Source organism: Aquirufa antheringensis, from assembly GCF_023921165.1.
GTDB classification, from domain to species: Bacteria; Bacteroidota; Bacteroidia; order Cytophagales; family Spirosomataceae; genus Aquirufa; species Aquirufa antheringensis.
Genome location: NZ_CP049835.1, coordinates 1,524,542 through 1,540,026, shown reverse-complemented (window position 1 = coordinate 1,540,026; position 15,485 = coordinate 1,524,542). Strand labels below are relative to the sequence as shown.

The 15,485-nt window shown below is 41.9% G+C and carries 16 protein-coding genes; 5 read left to right on the top strand and 11 right to left on the bottom strand.

The features are described from left to right. Nucleotides 1-4 precede the first annotated feature (4 nt). From G9X63_RS07025 to G9X63_RS06995, 7 genes are all read right to left on the bottom strand, one after another. Complete coding sequence (locus G9X63_RS07025; protein WP_252622099.1) at nucleotides 5-1,699, bottom strand: tetratricopeptide repeat protein; 1,695 nt, start codon at nucleotides 1,697-1,699, stop codon at nucleotides 5-7. Between the two features lie 147 nt (nucleotides 1,700-1,846). Then, nucleotides 1,847-2,749, bottom strand: a complete 903-nt coding sequence (locus tag G9X63_RS07020) for a PstS family phosphate ABC transporter substrate-binding protein (RefSeq protein WP_161566442.1) — start codon at nucleotides 2,747-2,749, stop codon at nucleotides 1,847-1,849. Continuing rightward, on the bottom strand, nucleotides 2,724-2,966 hold the full coding sequence (locus G9X63_RS07015; RefSeq protein ID WP_161566443.1) for a hypothetical protein: 243 nt from the start codon (nucleotides 2,964-2,966) through the stop codon (nucleotides 2,724-2,726). The genes G9X63_RS07020 and G9X63_RS07015 overlap by 26 nt, the downstream gene beginning before the upstream one ends. A 68-nt stretch (nucleotides 2,967-3,034) precedes the next feature. Further along, nucleotides 3,035-3,853, bottom strand: coding sequence for an energy transducer TonB (locus G9X63_RS07010; RefSeq protein WP_130895928.1), 819 nt, complete (start codon nucleotides 3,851-3,853; stop codon nucleotides 3,035-3,037). Nucleotides 3,854-3,886: 33 nt separating this feature from the next. After that, a complete protein-coding gene (locus tag G9X63_RS07005) occupies nucleotides 3,887-4,402 on the bottom strand; it encodes an ExbD/TolR family protein (RefSeq protein WP_130895927.1) in 516 nt (171 codons plus the stop codon). A 26-nt stretch (nucleotides 4,403-4,428) separates the two neighbouring features. Next, nucleotides 4,429-5,028, bottom strand: a complete 600-nt coding sequence (locus tag G9X63_RS07000) for an ExbD/TolR family protein (protein ID WP_130895926.1) — start codon at nucleotides 5,026-5,028, stop codon at nucleotides 4,429-4,431. Between the two features lie 68 nt (nucleotides 5,029-5,096). Then, nucleotides 5,097-5,933: a MotA/TolQ/ExbB proton channel family protein gene (locus G9X63_RS06995; RefSeq protein ID WP_130895925.1), complete on the bottom strand. Its 837-nt coding sequence runs from the start codon at nucleotides 5,931-5,933 to the stop codon at nucleotides 5,097-5,099. Between the two features lie 409 nt (nucleotides 5,934-6,342). On the opposite strand from G9X63_RS06995, the gene G9X63_RS06990 reads away from it, so the two are divergent. Then, on the top strand, nucleotides 6,343-6,615 hold the full coding sequence (locus G9X63_RS06990; RefSeq protein ID WP_130895924.1) for a DciA family protein: 273 nt from the start codon (nucleotides 6,343-6,345) through the stop codon (nucleotides 6,613-6,615). Here G9X63_RS06990 and G9X63_RS06985 read toward each other — a convergent pair. From G9X63_RS06985 to G9X63_RS06975, 3 genes are read right to left on the bottom strand one after another with little or no spacing between them, the layout of a single operon-like run. Further along, nucleotides 6,593-7,729: a glycosyltransferase family 87 protein gene (locus G9X63_RS06985; protein WP_252622097.1), complete on the bottom strand. Its 1,137-nt coding sequence runs from the start codon at nucleotides 7,727-7,729 to the stop codon at nucleotides 6,593-6,595. The two genes, G9X63_RS06990 and G9X63_RS06985, sit on opposite strands and share 23 nt — an antisense overlap. Beyond that, complete coding sequence (locus G9X63_RS06980; RefSeq protein WP_236633194.1) at nucleotides 7,722-8,492, bottom strand: polysaccharide deacetylase family protein; 771 nt, start codon at nucleotides 8,490-8,492, stop codon at nucleotides 7,722-7,724. Before G9X63_RS06980 ends, G9X63_RS06985 begins: the two co-directional genes overlap by 8 nt. Before the next feature lie 11 nt (nucleotides 8,493-8,503). Further along, nucleotides 8,504-9,160 carry a glycosyltransferase gene (locus G9X63_RS06975; protein WP_252622095.1) on the bottom strand — a complete coding sequence of 219 codons (657 nt, stop codon included), beginning with the start codon at nucleotides 9,158-9,160 and terminating at the stop codon, nucleotides 8,504-8,506. Nucleotides 9,161-9,299: 139 nt separating this feature from the next. Between G9X63_RS06975 and G9X63_RS06970 the strand changes: the two genes are divergently transcribed. From G9X63_RS06970 to ftsZ, 4 genes are read left to right on the top strand one after another with little or no spacing between them, the layout of a single operon-like run. Further along, nucleotides 9,300-10,205, top strand: coding sequence for a S66 peptidase family protein (locus G9X63_RS06970; RefSeq protein ID WP_252622093.1), 906 nt, complete (start codon nucleotides 9,300-9,302; stop codon nucleotides 10,203-10,205). Between the two features lie 41 nt (nucleotides 10,206-10,246). Continuing rightward, entirely contained in the window at nucleotides 10,247-11,773 is a 1,527-nt protein-coding gene (locus G9X63_RS06965; RefSeq protein ID WP_252622091.1) for a YifB family Mg chelatase-like AAA ATPase, read from the top strand. Between the two features lie 53 nt (nucleotides 11,774-11,826). Then, nucleotides 11,827-13,305 carry a M20/M25/M40 family metallo-hydrolase gene (locus G9X63_RS06960; protein ID WP_252622089.1) on the top strand — a complete coding sequence of 493 codons (1,479 nt, stop codon included), beginning with the start codon at nucleotides 11,827-11,829 and terminating at the stop codon, nucleotides 13,303-13,305. A gap of 51 nt (nucleotides 13,306-13,356) precedes the next feature. Continuing rightward, nucleotides 13,357-14,634 (top strand): cell division protein FtsZ, encoded by a 1,278-nt coding sequence (gene ftsZ / locus G9X63_RS06955; RefSeq protein ID WP_252622086.1) that lies wholly within the window; start codon nucleotides 13,357-13,359, stop codon nucleotides 14,632-14,634. On the opposite strand, the gene G9X63_RS06950 is transcribed toward ftsZ, so the two are convergent. Next, nucleotides 14,620-15,384, bottom strand: coding sequence for a copper homeostasis protein CutC (locus tag G9X63_RS06950; RefSeq protein ID WP_252622084.1), 765 nt, complete (start codon nucleotides 15,382-15,384; stop codon nucleotides 14,620-14,622). The genes ftsZ and G9X63_RS06950 overlap by 15 nt on opposite strands. Between the last annotated feature and the right edge of the window lie 101 nt (nucleotides 15,385-15,485).

The following is a 15,485-nucleotide window of genomic DNA, read 5'->3' as shown; positions in this document are numbered from 1 at the left end:
CTATTTATTTCTTAGGTGCCGCGGCTGGAGCAGGATTCAAATAATCGTTGACCTCTTTGTCATCCGATTTTATCTCCTGAGCCTTCGTGAAATAGTCTCTCACTTTCGCATCATCCTTCGTTACCGTTAAATGATATCCACCTAAAAATTTGTACGCTTCAAATAATTGATTCTTATCTTCTTTAAACGTAGTTGATTTTTCTTCTTTCAACTTAGCAATCGTCTCTAAGAATTTCTCATAGTGTGGAACACCTAACCATTTAGTTCCAGTATAATCAATTAAGTTATTAGCTCTTGCACGATTCAGGTAGAATGGAGGCCATTTTTCGTTAACTGAAATAGCTTTAGCAAACAAGGTATCCGCTTTCATTGCATTCAATGGACGATTAATCGTATCCGTTCTAGCCGTATAAGCTGCTACAAAATAATAATCCATCGCTGCCTTGAAGTAATCTCCTGATCCAATCGCTTGATTTTTCTTTTGCTTCCACTCAATTCCTTTCAACGCTGCATTCGCTGCATCATTGTAACGTTTTTGCTTGTACCGAATATCGTGAATGATATTGTATACGTTATTGTTCGTATCTAAAGGTGCAGCGCGCTCTAAATAAGTCAAAGCCACTGAATCTTTACCTAGACCTTGGTATCCTTTTCCGAAGTATAAATCATCCATGAAATAGGGCTTTACTCCTGAACGAACCATACCCTCTAAGTTATCAATACCTTGTTGGTAGTTCTTCATCTCGACATTAGAATATCCACGCATACGGAAGATATCGTTGTCTTTCACGCCTTTCTTGTCTGCCTCATCCGTGTACTTCATCGCACCTTCGTAATCTTGAGACAAGAATAATAATTTTGCCGTTTCCAAAGTCACCTCTGGAGTAGCCTCCGCTTTCTCTAAATACTTTCTGAAATAACGTGACGCATTTTTATACTGGCTACCCACGATCAAATACTCTCCATAACGCTTATGAGCTGGAGCAAAGTTTGAATCTAGCTCAATCGCCTCTTTATAACGAGATTGTGTCTCCCGGTAGTTTTTACCACGCAAGAAAACCGTTCCAATCTTCACTTTCGCTTTCACGTTTCTAGGATCTTGCATTAAGGCTTGCTCGTAAGATGAAACAGCATTACCACCGTCATTCTTAATCAAGAATGCATCACCACGAACAATCATTTGCTCTGCGTTAGGCCCTTTCTTTGTTTTTTCTAACATCAAATCAATCAAGCGAATCGCTTCAGCCGGATCGTTATTGTTCGCATTGAACTCCGGGTCACGTCCTAATTTATAGAACATCGCATAAGCCTCAGCAATACGATGCAAAACATCCCCGTTCTTATACTTCGTTTCAGATAAAATGCGGTCAAAATCTACTTTCGCCTCATTCACCTTGTTTTGTCCTACTTTAATAGAAGCTAAACCTACTTGATTCAAATAATTTTTAGGATCAGCAGCTAAGCCTTTTTTGAAAGCATCTTCCGCACCCGCCCAATCTCTACGAGATAAATAATAATAACCTAAATAGTAATAATTTTCACCGGTAGGAGAAGCAGTCACTAAACCTTCAAAAACTTGTTTAGCTCTACTAGGTTGATCGCGATCGATTAAGCGTAATCCGTCTGCGATAGTTTGACCCATTGCCAAATTGGTAACCAATAAACTGATTGCCAATAGCCACGATTTCATTTTCTTCATTTTGTCTTTTAATTAATAGCTTTCAATATTTTTCCTAGGCATCGAACACCGAAATGTCCAATTTTATACACTTAAAATAAAATCTTAAGAGGAACAAAAATAAAAACAATCTTCTATTTTCCCTACTTTAAACCGAATAAAAATGCACTATTGATTGATTTGATACGTACGAATCGTGATGGGTCGGGTTAATGGAATTAATCCAGCCTTCAAAACGATTAATTGTCCGAGATCACCCGACACATAATTCAAGAAACCAGTACCTAAACCTTGGTGGGCTTCTTTCAAGATATACTTGATTTCCCGGCGCAGAGGGTATTTTTTAAGGGCTAGATTATACCCAAATGGCTGAGTATAAGGCATACCTTTAGCTTCTGCCACAGATACGACATTCACGGAGCGAATAAAACCAAGCGAAGTGGGATTATCTCCATCACTAATCCAATTAGATCCCACAACTCCAATCGCACGCGGATCCTTTTTTACCTGATTAATGACTTCTAGGTTAGAACCTGCCGCCACTACATGCAAATTCTCCGAGCTTGCAATCTTTAATTTATCTACTAAAAATTTCAAATTACTTGAGTTCGCCTTGTCTACTACAAGCGTATATTTCGAGGAAGTCCCTACCATTAAATCCTTTAAATCAGCTAAAGTCAGTAAGGTATCTGAATTGGATTTATTCGCTAACAAGGCAATGCCATCTGCCGCAATATTGAAGCTGCGGTAGGTAACAGACTTGCGCGTAAAAATTTCTTTTTCTTTGGCCGTCAAATCACGCGTCACAACTACCCCCCGAATCTTATCATTCAGCATATCCGCAATGATTTCGTTCTCTGGACTGAATTTATACTTAATTTTCGCGTATTTGTATTGCTCTTCAAATGCGGTCTTCTCCGCCTTCATCAGAGGTTCAAAAGATTCATCTACCCCTAAGGTAATTTCTCCCACAGTAGCAGAATCCGTGGGCGTCTCCTTTTTATCTGTGGAGCATTGAAAAAAACATAGCCCTAGAAGGACTAGACTAATATTCCTGGTATTCTTCATCATTTTCCTCTGTTGAGTTAAAATAGGCATAAGCTCTCCAAATCCGAAACAAGCCATAGGCCATAAAAAGTAGTCCAAATAATACAATCGTAGGTATGCCAAAGTTCATACCTAAATCAAATTCCGAAAAAAAAGCGACATAGAGTCCTACAAGAAAATAGGCTAACGCAACTAGTAAACGAAATCCAACATTAATCCAAATAGCAACAGGTCTTTTCATTTTCTTTAAAAAAACAGACCTGCTAAAAATACATTCAGCAGGTCTGTCTATGGTTAATCGTTTAGTTCTTATTCAGATAAAACGAACGTGATCGGTTGTGTAAAACGAGATCTAACCGCGCGTCCAGATTGTTTACCAGGATTCCATCTTGGCATAGATTTGATCACACGAATAGCTTCCTCATCACATCCGAAACCAACACCCTTCAAAACTTGTACGTCTTGAACAGTACCGTCCGTATTAACAACGAATGAGACGAATACTCTACCACCTACGTTTGCACGTTGAGCAGCAGATGGGTATTTCAACGTTTTCTGTAAGAAACGTCCCCACGCACCCGCACCACCTGGGAATTCAGCTTGTTGCTCTACTGCCGTGAAGATTTCATCTTCAGCTGGCTTAGGAGGTTCAACAGGTTCTGTTCCCTTTGCATCTGGATCTACTGGCGGCTCATACGTTTCCGTCTCGCCTTTCACCGTTTCCGATGCTGTATTTCCAATTACCGTTTCTGGCGGTGGTTCAGATTTTGTAACCTGCTCATCAGGTTTGATTTCTGGAGGTAAGAATTTCGTCGTAGTCACCTTAGGAATTTCCTTGGGTGGTGGTGGCGGCGGCGGAGGAGGCAACTCTATCTTTTTGGTAGGAGCTGGCTTATCCAATTTCATTACTTCAGCAGTCACCTCAGTCTTATCTTCCGCTACGGCAGTTAACTGTTTCCAGAAAGCTGCAATCAAAAGAGCACCGACAAAGAGTGCAGAGCCTAGTAATACGGACCGCTTCATTACTTTAGGATATGTCTTGCGCAGAACGAAGGCACCGAATTCACGGTTCTTGTCTTTGAAGATAATATCGTCCAAAGTAGCATCTTGGCTTATTACTTGTGACATAATATTCGTTTAATTTAAAATTAATTTATACCCTTATTTTCCTGATCGTTTAATCAGTGCCTCCGTATCCGGATCGATTTCTAATAAAGCATAACGCTTATTATTAGTAATCGCACATTCATCAAGCATGTCAATCATATTGCGATACTTCGCTTTTTTGGTTGGCTTGATCACGATAGTAAAATTATTACCCACTTTCGCCTTCATGTCCGCGATAACCTTGCGAATTCCTGTTTCCGAATAGTTAGTAACTTGCATTACTGTACCTGCCTCAGTTGGGATACCTTGGTAATAATACACCTTATTTTCATCAGGACACACCGTAAGTGATTCTGATAATTTAACAGGTGATGTTTCCTTTGTATCCGTTTTATCAGGCATGTTTAATTGCATGGTAACGGGCTTTGCTAACGTTGTAGTTAACATAAAGAAAGTAATCAAAAGGAAGCCTAAGTCCACCATAGGTGTCATGTCGATTTTGGTCGACATTTTCTTACTACGCTTCTTTCCGCCTTTCTTCCCGCCACCGGAGCTATCTATTTCTGCCATTTCTTTTCGTAATTAAAAATGAAAACTTATTTCGGTTTATTTTCCGGTCCAGTTACTAATTGGAAGATATTGATATTCTGAGCCTGCAAAGTACCGATAATATCAGCAAACACTTTGTAGTTAGATTCTTTATCTCCTTTGATAGCAACTTTCAACTCTGGATTAGACAATTTCGCATAACCCACCCAATACGAAAGTTCGTTATTAGATGAATCAATTGGAATCCCCTTACTTAGTGCTTTCGCTTCTGAAGGTTTCATATTTAACACCTGACGCATTGCTCCTAGAGGATAGCCTACGATTTCTGAAGCCATAAAGTTCTTCTTCATCTCAGCCGTTACAGCGATACCATAGCGATTAGCCATACGCTCTAACATAAACTCACGAGCCATTTGATCATCAGTTGCCAAATAAACGCCACCTTCTGGTGAAACACTAACCATCAGCATACCATCTTTCGTATTCAAAGGTTTCTCTGAGATAGAAGATGGAGGAGTGATTGTAACTGCCTCTTCTGGACGGAACTTCGCGGTTAACATGAAGAACGTCAAAAGAAGGAAAGCCACATCACACATCGCTGTCATGTCGAGTGAGACACTATGTCGTTTAGCTTTAACTTTTGGCATAACAATTATTTTTTTGAACGGTGAATAAAATTGAATGAAAGGGCTAAGCCCCTAAATCAGTTCAAATATTAATTGTGATGCGTAGCGTAGTTTTGGTTAACACTTAAGCCGATTTCGTCGATGCTATAAGTTAACTCATCAATTTTCGCTGTAAATACGTTGTATGCAATGATACAGATCGCTGAAGTACCGATACCTAATGCCGTGTTGATTAAGGCTTCAGAGATACCATTTGCTAAAGCGGATGAATCAGTTGATCCACCTGAGTTACCTAATGACGCGAAGGCCTTGATCATACCGATTACCGTTCCTAATAGACCGATCAAAGTTGATACGGATGCTAAAGTCGCGATGATTGTCAAGTTTTTCTCTAACATTGGCAATTCTAATGAAGTAGCTTCTTCCACTTCTTTGCTCAATGCAGCTAATTTTTGCTCTTTATCTAATGATTTCTCCGTAGTTAAAGCCTTGTATTTTTTGATTGCAGCTAACGTTACGTTACCTACAGATCCTTTTTGCTTATCACAAGCTTTCAATGCACCTTCTACATCATCTTTATCTAAAGATGCTTGTACCGAACGTACGAATGCATTTACATCACCAGTACCTTTTGCTTTACCGATTGTGAATAAACGCTCAATTGAGAATGTTAATGCAGTTAAGAAACAAGTCATCAAAACTGGCACGATAACTCCACCTTTGTAAACTACACCAAAGTAGTCACCTGGAAGTGGGTGTCCTTCATTTGTTCCGCCTTCAAAGTGAGAACCATCTCCCATTACGAAAGTGTAAATTGCAATAGCAATCGCGAAAAGGACAATTAGAATTAAACCTGCAGAAATACCGCCAGATTTTTTTTCGGTTGCAGCTGGCTTAGCAGCTGGCTTTGGTTGTTGTGTACTCATTAGTTTGGTAATTTGGGGTTAAAGAATTATTTTTTTGTTAATAAAACTTGTAGAAAATGCGGCGATCGTAGTTTTCATAGTTTAGACTTTCGCTTTCCTTTTCAGTAAAGGCAAAAGTAATAGAATTCTAATATAATTTTCATCCTTTAAATAATCATTAGGAGGTTCCTCTCAGGTCATCGAAAGAAGACTATTGTACTAATCTGATATTTTCTTCAATTTATCGAAAGAATTAGGGTACTATTTTGGGATTATCAAATTTTAAAAAAATGAAAAAAAAATTCCCCTACCACAAAAAAAACTCTCAAATACCCCGATAATTGAATAAATTTGATCTCCAATAAGAACAATGATAGACTCTCCATTCAACCCGAAAGGCCCCCGAGCTTCCACCAGAAGCAAGGACAATATGAGCTTGAAAGAGGCGATTGAATCGCTTTTACGGGTCTATCAATTGCAGAATAAGTTCGACGAGACCTATATCGTAGCCCATTGGGAAGAGATTATGGGCAAACCCATCGCTGCTCGAACAACGAAAGTCTTTATAAAGGACAAAAAACTCTTTTTAGGACTAGATTCCGCTCCCTTGAAGAAGGAACTGCTGATGGCAAAGCAAAAAATGATTGAGCTGTTGAATAAAACCGCTCAACAGGACATCATTACTGAGGTTGTTTTTCTGTAAACAAGTCCCAGGCCAACCACAGCCACACTCCGAATAGAGGCAGTATCATTAAGGCTAAAGGATTGATGATTTCATTCCTTATATAGGCCGGAAATAAATCCGTAGGAGAAAAGCTCGAAATCAATAAGGTAAAGATCAACATCGCCCAGCGTTCCTTGGTTTTTTCTCCTAACACAAACCAAATTCCAACCGCCGGGAAAGCCATCACTAAGGTAGGAGATTCCGTACCGGTACTAGCGAGCATAATATAGAGCAGCACAAAAGCTAAAATGCGCAGCCTAAAATCAGGGTTAGACCATTTCTTGGTTTGGAAGAACAAATACACGTTTAAAATCATCGAAGGAATAAGGAACCAGAGATTTGACACAGTCGGATCTCCTGTCCAGCGGCGAATCATTCCCATCACACAAACATCCGTTCGGATGTTTTTAATGTTTTCGTTCAACTCATTTTTGTGCGCTAGAATGCCCATCCATTCACGGTAAGTTTGAATCCCGTAATCGAATCCGCCTAAGGCCAAAGGAACAAAACCGATCACTAGCAACCAGAAAACGAAGTAGGCGGCGAAACGGAGGCGATCTTTGGCAAAAAAGAAAAACGCTAAACCCACCACACCATACAACTTAATATAGATTCCTAAAACGATCCAAAGCGTCGCCCAGAAGTAGTTTTTCTTCTCCATGCAGATGTAGGACCAAATAATCAAGGCCAAACACAGCGCATGAAACTGCGTATTTAACAAAGCTGTAATAGACGAATTCAACACAATCCAGGTGATGGCAACCCGTTTGTTTTCAACGATAGGCAAGTGCCAAAGCGTCACAAACAATACCACCGAATTCAACACATTCCACAAAATGACACTAGGGCCATCAGGCAGCATCGAAAATGGAGCTACCAGAATAGCGAAAATGGGGCCATATAGATAAAGGTCAAAATATTCTTTGGGGTATTCTAAATAGAGCGGCATTCTATGGATAAAATGACCGAAACTTGCCTTGAAAATCTGAAAATTATTGATGTGCGAATGAACAGCACTTAAAGAAAACTGCTTCCAGCCAGTCACTAACCCTGCTAACGCCCAAATAATCAGTAAGGTGGATTTCTTATTCATTATTCTCTAGCATTTTAGCCATCGTCGTAAATTTCCCCTCCCCTTTCATCTGCTGCAAAAAAGAACGCAATTTATCGCGTAAGGGTCCATTATGACCTCTTTTCACGTGAATAGGTAGCGGATACTTACTCAAGTCCGCGAATTCCCAGGGATGGAAATAGATATTTAAAAAACCTTGTTTGCGTAGGGTTCGCTTCGCTAACAAGGTATAAATCCACAATGGAAAGTTCTTAAATGCCAGCCAAAACAACGGAATCCGCAACCAAGGACTCACGGAAGCGGGCACATTCCATAACCCTTTTTCAAAGAATGGTTTCGTTGGTTTATCCCGATGATCATAGCGACCCGGAATCCAGGTAGGATTTAAAGACGAATGATAAGCATATCCCGCCTTCAAAATCTCACTCTCGTCCACATATTGCATACGAGCCATGCGGAAACCAGTGACGGATTTTCCGCTTAGTTTTTCCAGTAAATCCTTCGAATTTTTCAGATCTTTCGACGCCTCAAAATGTCCGTGAAAATAGCCGTGAGAGGCTAATTCATGCATCGGATTCAGCGATTTGATCCAATCAGGATTGTTTTCAGCATAAACGCCGGTACAAAAAATAGTAACAGGGACACCGGCCTCCTCCACTAGCTGCATAAAATACGCTAAACCCTCTCTAGAAATAGCCAGCTGCTCCTCTAAAGGTATCGAAAAACCGTATTCTAAAGGAATATCGCATTCCTCCACATCAATCGTGATCAGAATTGGTTTCATTTCTCGCGTTTTCATCGGTTACCGCTAAATAAGATGGAAGCAAAATTGGCTAATTCGGTCAAAATAGTCTGCGCGCGCATCGTCGAAAAGACGATTCCTTCTCTAGCTTTCACATAAATCCATTGTATACGAATGTCAGTTCTTCTAGAGGCTAAAACCAAAAACTCCATATCAAACAGGAAAGCCGGAATCCGGGTTTTCAAGAATACTTCCTTCCCTTTTTGATTAAATCCTTTCAGTCCGGATTGCGTGTCTTTGACCTTCAATTGAGGAAAAAACAAATAGTTCATCACCTTCAACGAAAGGGAAAATATTTTACGCCCCAAGGGCAATTGATCATAATAGTGTTCGTCGCGTACCCCCACGACCACATCTGCCGCATTTACGGATAGCAAGCGATACATCTCCACGGCATTCTCAATTAGATAAGGGTAATCGGCATCGGTATAAATGACGTATTTACCAGTCGTTAGGCGAACTGCATCCCTGAGTGCCCCTCCTTTCCCTTGATTCACCGGTGAATCAAGGTAGGTAAATCCAGAAACAGATGTTTTTAATAAGTCGATATCCTCCGGACAAATCCCTGTTTTACTTCCATCATTCACTACAAACATGTGAACAATCGTTTCAGAAGGAATCGCCTCCTTAAATAAAGTATAATAATGCACTAATTCCTCCGCCCAGCCCGGATGCGGGTTGTAAATAGGATGGACAAGATTTAAATCAATGGGTGCGATAAGGGATTTTTTTTACAATATTACGAAATTTAGCATTTGAGGATCCTAAAAAAAAGCAGATATTTACGCTATGACTCGGATTATTCCCCCGTATTTACAACCTGGCGACGAAGTCGCGATTCTTTCTCCTGCTTCTTTTCCTCCCACGGAAAATTGGAAACAAGGAGTAGCGGTGTTAGAAAGCTGGGGACTTCGCGTGCGGAAGGCGCCCCATTATTTGTCACGGCATTTTGGTTTAGGCGGCACGGATGCTGAACGTCTAACTGATTTGCAGCAAATGCTGGATGACCCTCAGATTAAGGCCATTTTCCCAATTCGAGGTGGCTATGGGTCCTCTCGATTGTTAGATTCCCTGGATTTTTCAGGTTTTATATCGAATCCCAAATGGATTGTTGGCTTCTCTGACATCACCGCCCTTTTATGTGAGGTAGATCGCTTAGGTTTTGCCAGTATCCACGGTCCTATGCCCCATAATTTTTGCCAAAGTGGCGGAGAATCTGCCCTCCAAAACTTGTATACTGCGCTCTTTGAGGGTGTGGTATCGGTATCAACTCCAGCGCACCCATTGAACCGCTTAGGTGAGGCCTCTGCAGAGATTATTGGTGGAAATTTATCGCTTTTATGCCATTTAGTGGGCTCCCCTACTTTTTCTCAAACAGCTGGGAAAATCTTATTTTTAGAAGAAATAGGCGAACGTTTGTACCACGTAGATCGGATGCTTTTGCAATTAAAAAGAGCTGGTATGTTCCAAAACCTAGCCGGTCTCATCGTGGGTGGATTTACGGACTGTCAGGAAGCCAGTCTGACGATTGGTAAAACAGCTTTCGAATTAGTAGCGGAACACACTTCTGGGACTTCTTTCCCCATCGCTTTCGATTTTCCGGCGGGTCATATTCCCAATAACCAGCCGTTGGTTTTAGGGGTAAAAACCAAGTTGTTGGTAAATACGGAAGGTGTCCAATTAACTGATATGTAATTCGGAATTGTTCGCTTAACATTGTGTCTTAAACGACCACTATGTTAGCAAAAACTTTTGGCAGTGCCCTCGTAGGCATTCATGCCTCCATTATCACCATTGAAACCCACGTAGGTCAAGGATCCAAATGTTATTTAGTGGGCCTCCCCGATTCCACCATCAAGGAATCCATTCAACGCGTCGAATCTGCCATTAAGCAAATTGGTTATTTCTTTCCTCGCCGAAAAGTGGTCATCAACCTCGCCCCCGCGGACATTCGCAAGGAAGGCTCAGGATACGACCTTCCTATTGCGCTAGGTTTATTGCAAGCCTCAGAGCAGACCAAGATGATCGGACTTGCAGACTATCTAATTATGGGAGAGCTATCTTTAACTGGAGAAATTCGCCCCATCAAAGGCGCCCTTTCCATGGCGATTGAGGCTAAAAAGCAAGGCATCAAATCACTCATCCTCCCGCGTGAAAATGCCATCGAGGCCGCCTTGATTGATGGAATATCGATTTTTGGCATGGCTACTTTGCGAGACACGATTCGCTTCTTGCATGGCAGAACGCAAGCGCCTGTGAAAGCACCTAACACCGGACAACAGGTGATTCAATACGAAGATGATTTTTCCCAAATCAAAGGCCAAGAAAAGGCAAAACGTGCGATCGAAATTGCGGTAGCTGGCGGACACAATCTGCTTCTAGTAGGACCTCCAGGCGCAGGCAAAACGATGATGGCAAAGCGTATCCCTTCTATTATGCCACCCATGAGCCTTCGGGAAATCATCGAGACTACACAAATCCACTCAATCGTGGGAAAGCTAAGTTCCGAAAACCCTTTAGTTACAGAACGGCCATTTCGTGCCCTGCACCACAGCATCACAGCTCCAGCTTTAATTGGAGGACGCACGAATCCTCACCCAGGCGAAATCTCGCTTGCACACCAGGGGGTCTTATTTTTAGATGAACTCCCGGAATTTCAACGCCACGTTTTGGAACTGTTAAGGCAACCTTTAGAGGAACGAAAAGTACCTATTTCCCGTGCACACGGGACGGTAGAATTTCCAGCCAATTTTTTATTGATCTCCGCGATGAACCCCTGCCCTTGTGGCTATTTCCATCATCCTGATAAACCCTGTACCTGCAAACCCTTTCAAGTAGATCGGTATTTGCACCGCATTTCTGGTCCCTTATTAGACCGCATCGATATGCATTTAGAGGTATTTCCATTAAAATATCCTGAAATGTTTAATGGGAAGGCGAGTGAATCAAGTGCCTTGATTCGAGAACGGGTCATTGCAGCTAGAGAAAAACAGCTCCTCCGATTTCAAAATACCCGTAAAATTCAAACGAATGCGGAGATGAATTCAGAGCAGGTTAAACAAGTTTGCCTACTCGATTCTCCCTCCTCTAATCTCTTGGAAAGCGCCATTGAAAAACTGCAATTATCCGCTCGAGCTCACGATCGAATTTTAAAAATGGCACGAACCATTGCAGACCTCGCTCATTCGTCAACGATACAAGCGAAACATCTTGCTGAGGCCATCACTTACCGAAATTTAGATCGCGAAAATTGGTCAGGCTAATTGCGTTATTCGACGAAAAAGCCTACATTTAAGGTGATAATTCAAAATCAAGTATGAGAAAATTGACCCTTGGAATTTTAGCCTTATCGGTGACCCTTTTCACCAGTTCATTTACTCCTGTGGAGGGAGAACAAGAATGGAAAGGCGTTTTCAAAAAAATCAAAGAAGAAGTTGAAATGCACTCGAAAGCGTACAAAACGTTAGGAGATGCGTGCAAGACCATAGGCCATAGATTAACCGGTAGTGACAAAGGAAAAAAGGCCGAAGAATACGCCTATCGTTTACTCAAGGAATATGGATTTAAAGATACTAAGTTTCAAGGATTTCAAGTGGAAGCTTGGGCGCGCGATACGGTAACTTTATCCATTGCTCCTCCTAAATCAGATGATTTCAGAGAAGTCCCTGTCGTGTCTTTAGCCATGACTCCTGTAGAATCAAACATTCAAGGTACAATAGTGGATGTAGGCAATGGCCTAGATGCCGATTACACGGGCAAAGACGTGAAAGGGAAAGTGGTTTTAGCAAATATCGGTCTATTAGAGGCTGCCGCAGGAACGAAAAACTTACACCGCTCTGAAAAGACGGCTTTAGCGATTCAACATGGGGCCATAGGAGTCATTTTTGTTAACACAGTAAAAGGGCAAGTACTATTAACAGGCACAGCTTCGGTAACCGGAAATTTAATTTCGATTCCAGCGGTTTGTATTTCGTTAGAAAACGGAACCGAAATCAGAAATTGGATGAAAGACCAACCGGGTCTTTTGAGTTTAATCGAAATGCATAATGTGAGCAAACCAATCAAGGCACGTAACGTCGTAGCGACCCTGAAAGGAACGAGCGCAAAATTAAGAAACGAGAAAATTATCATCGGCGGACACTTAGACTCGTGGGATTTAGCTACTGGCGCGATTGATAATGGAATTGGATCTTTCTCGGTGTTAGATATAGCTAGAACGTTCAAAGCCCTTGGATTAAGCAGCAAGCGAACCATTGAATTCGTAGCCTTTATGGGGGAGGAAGAAGGTCTTTTAGGTTCGAAAGCCTATGTAGAACGAGCTAAAAAACTAGGCGAACTGGACGAAGTGGTATACATGATCAATCTGGACATGACTAATAACGTCAATGGTTTCAATGGCGGCGGTCGTGATGAAATGATGCCTATATTGAAATCCATTGGGGATCAAATCAAGGCAATTGATGGGGAATTTGGTAATCTACTAGAAAATTCACCAGGATTGCATTCGGATAACCAGACTTTCCTAATGGAAGGAATTCCGGCGGCTGATCCTTTGGGAAAATTAACCCGAAGTGTCTTAGATTGCTATCATGCGAATTGCGATGATTTCAGCTTAGTGAATAAAAAAGAAATGGAGAATACGGTGAAATACACCGCTATGTTATTATATGCCTTAGGCAATGCAGATCAGATCCCCGCTAAGAAATTAGACTTTTATTCAACGAAAGAATTTTTCATCAAGCACAACCTTCGCCACGAACTAGAGTTAGGCAACGAATGGCGCTGGGGGAACTAAAAATTAGCAGAATTCTATTATTTTTACGTTTTAGAAAATTTACCTTGACTTATGAGTAGCCAAAATCCTTCCTTTTTTAACCATCAAATCGAAGTAGTACCGGAAACCTCGTTCAAATCCATCATCAAAGTGATCGGAATTGGGGGTGGCGGATCCAATGCGGTGAAGCACATGGACAACCTGAAGATAAAGGGTGCTGATTTGATTATTTGCAATACGGATTCACAGGCTTTGGCCTCTAATACGGTTCGCACGAAGATCAAATTAGGTGAGCAGGGTTTAGGAGCTGGTACGGATCCTGAAGTAGGGAAGCAGGCCGCTCAGGAGAGCCAAGAGAAGATCAAAGCGGTGCTTTCGAACGAAACGAAGATGGTTTTCATCACCGCAGGTATGGGTGGTGGAACTGGAACTGGGGCTGCTCCGGTGGTTGCGGAGATCGCTAGAGACCGTGATTTATTAACGGTGGCGGTTGTCTCATTCCCGTATAACTGGGAAGGAAAAGAGAAAATCCAATATGCAAGAGACGGAATTGAAGAACTGAAGGCGTATTGCGATACGGTTTTGGTGATCATGAACGACAAAATATCAGAACATTACAAGGATTTAGCGGTAAAGCACGCCTTCGCGAAAGCAGATGACGTACTAGCGAAAGCGGTGAAATCTGTAGTAGATGTGATTGCCAAACCAGGTGATATCAACACGGACTTCATGGACGTGAAAAAGGTATTAACGAATGCTGGGCAAGCCATGATGAGTTCTGCTTTAGGTAAGGGAGAGGAAAGGGCAAAGGCGGCCATCGTAGAAGCGTTGAATTCTCCTCTACTGAACTCCCAAGAGATTAAAGGGGCTAAACGCATCCTGGTGACTGTTTCCACGAGTAGTGAGAAGGATTTGTTGATTTGGGAAAAAGACGCCATCATCGAATACCTAAACGAACGAATCGATGCACAAGCCGATATGGTGAAATTCGGATTCTCAACCGATGAAGAATTAGGTGATGATTTATATTTAACGGTTATCGCAGCCGGCTTCGAGCAAGATTCGAGTGGAATGGATGGCGGTATGCGCAAAGTGGTAAAGAAAGCGGCTCCCGTATTCTTAAATCCTGGCGATAGCGTTGAACTAGATGGTGAACTAGAAACAGCCGCTCCGGCAGCTGCAGATTCAGAGGAAGCGCGTTTTGCTTTGATGATCGAGAAATTCAAAAACGGAAACGTTTCTGATGCAGAATTCAAAGTACCTACCTACAAGCGTACCGAAGTAGGTTTATATGACATTACGACTATGCCTGAGAAGGCATGGCAAACGACAGATTTATTCGCTGAATAAGTCTTGAATTTTAGAGATAGCCGCTCGAATGATTTCCTCACTCGAGTAGGCTACCTCGAATTCCGAAATCTCCGCCACTCCTCCCATCGAAATTCCAGGACGTCTATACTCCATTTCCGAATTACGCGTGGTTCTTGCACTTAGGTGAATCGCATCCACTCCTATGTGGACGAAGTCCAAACAATTCATTGGGTTAACGCCGCTACCAGCCATGATCTGAATGCGTCCTTTAGCGGCCGCCACTAATTCGGCCAAATTTTCTATTCCATCTAAAGCTTTATTCTTTCCTCCTGAAGTCAAAATTCGATTAAAACCGAGGCTAATTAGTTCCTCCATCACTTGAATGGGATCACGTGACACATCGATTGCCCGGTGGCAAGTTAGCTCGCGGTCTTCCGCTATTTTGCGAAACTCCTGCATAAACTCCACATCCAAATCTCCATTCGGTTTGAGTGCTCCTACCACAATTCCATGAACCCCTTGAGCGATCAATGAACGAGCCTCTGCTAACATCGTCTGCTTTTCCGTTGCATCGTACACAAAATCTCCTCCTCGAGGACGAACCATCGCATGAATCTCTAGGGAAGTTTGCTTCAACGCCTGTTCTACCAGCCCTGCGCTGGGTGTCGTCCCGCCTTCCCAAGGGGATGCGCAAAGTTCAACCCGTTGTGCGCCCGCTCGATCTGCCGCAAGACAAGAAAACAAAGAATAAGCACAGACTTCAACTGAAACGGGAGTAGATGAACGCATAAAAGGGGGTTTAAATCAAGGTTTTGATAATTAATGAAAATTTAAAAAATAAATCTTTCATAAATACATTTTTATTTTACTTTTGCAGTCAGGAAGGGTTT

Coding starts and splice junctions, on each gene's coding strand:
- G9X63_RS06985 (WP_252622097.1), bottom strand. CDS start 7,729: ATGAATAAGAAATCCACCTTACTGATTATTTGGGCGTTAGCAGGGTTA.
- G9X63_RS07005 (WP_130895927.1), bottom strand. CDS start 4,402: ATGGCAGAAATAGATAGCTCCGGTGGCGGGAAGAAAGGCGGAAAGAAG.
- G9X63_RS07015 (WP_161566443.1), bottom strand. CDS start 2,966: ATGAAAAGACCTGTTGCTATTTGGATTAATGTTGGATTTCGTTTACTA.
- G9X63_RS06995 (WP_130895925.1), bottom strand. CDS start 5,933: ATGAGTACACAACAACCAAAGCCAGCTGCTAAGCCAGCTGCAACCGAA.
- ftsZ (WP_252622086.1), top strand. CDS start 13,357: ATGAGTAGCCAAAATCCTTCCTTTTTTAACCATCAAATCGAAGTAGTA.
- G9X63_RS07000 (WP_130895926.1), bottom strand. CDS start 5,028: ATGCCAAAAGTTAAAGCTAAACGACATAGTGTCTCACTCGACATGACA.
- G9X63_RS06960 (WP_252622089.1), top strand. CDS start 11,827: ATGAGAAAATTGACCCTTGGAATTTTAGCCTTATCGGTGACCCTTTTC.
- G9X63_RS06980 (WP_236633194.1), bottom strand. CDS start 8,492: ATGAAACCAATTCTGATCACGATTGATGTGGAGGAATGCGATATTCCT.
- G9X63_RS07010 (WP_130895928.1), bottom strand. CDS start 3,853: ATGTCACAAGTAATAAGCCAAGATGCTACTTTGGACGATATTATCTTC.
- G9X63_RS06970 (WP_252622093.1), top strand. CDS start 9,300: ATGACTCGGATTATTCCCCCGTATTTACAACCTGGCGACGAAGTCGCG.
- G9X63_RS06950 (WP_252622084.1), bottom strand. CDS start 15,384: ATGCGTTCATCTACTCCCGTTTCAGTTGAAGTCTGTGCTTATTCTTTG.
- G9X63_RS06965 (WP_252622091.1), top strand. CDS start 10,247: ATGTTAGCAAAAACTTTTGGCAGTGCCCTCGTAGGCATTCATGCCTCC.
- G9X63_RS07025 (WP_252622099.1), bottom strand. CDS start 1,699: ATGAAGAAAATGAAATCGTGGCTATTGGCAATCAGTTTATTGGTTACC.
- G9X63_RS06990 (WP_130895924.1), top strand. CDS start 6,343: ATGAGCTTGAAAGAGGCGATTGAATCGCTTTTACGGGTCTATCAATTG.
- G9X63_RS07020 (WP_161566442.1), bottom strand. CDS start 2,749: ATGATGAAGAATACCAGGAATATTAGTCTAGTCCTTCTAGGGCTATGT.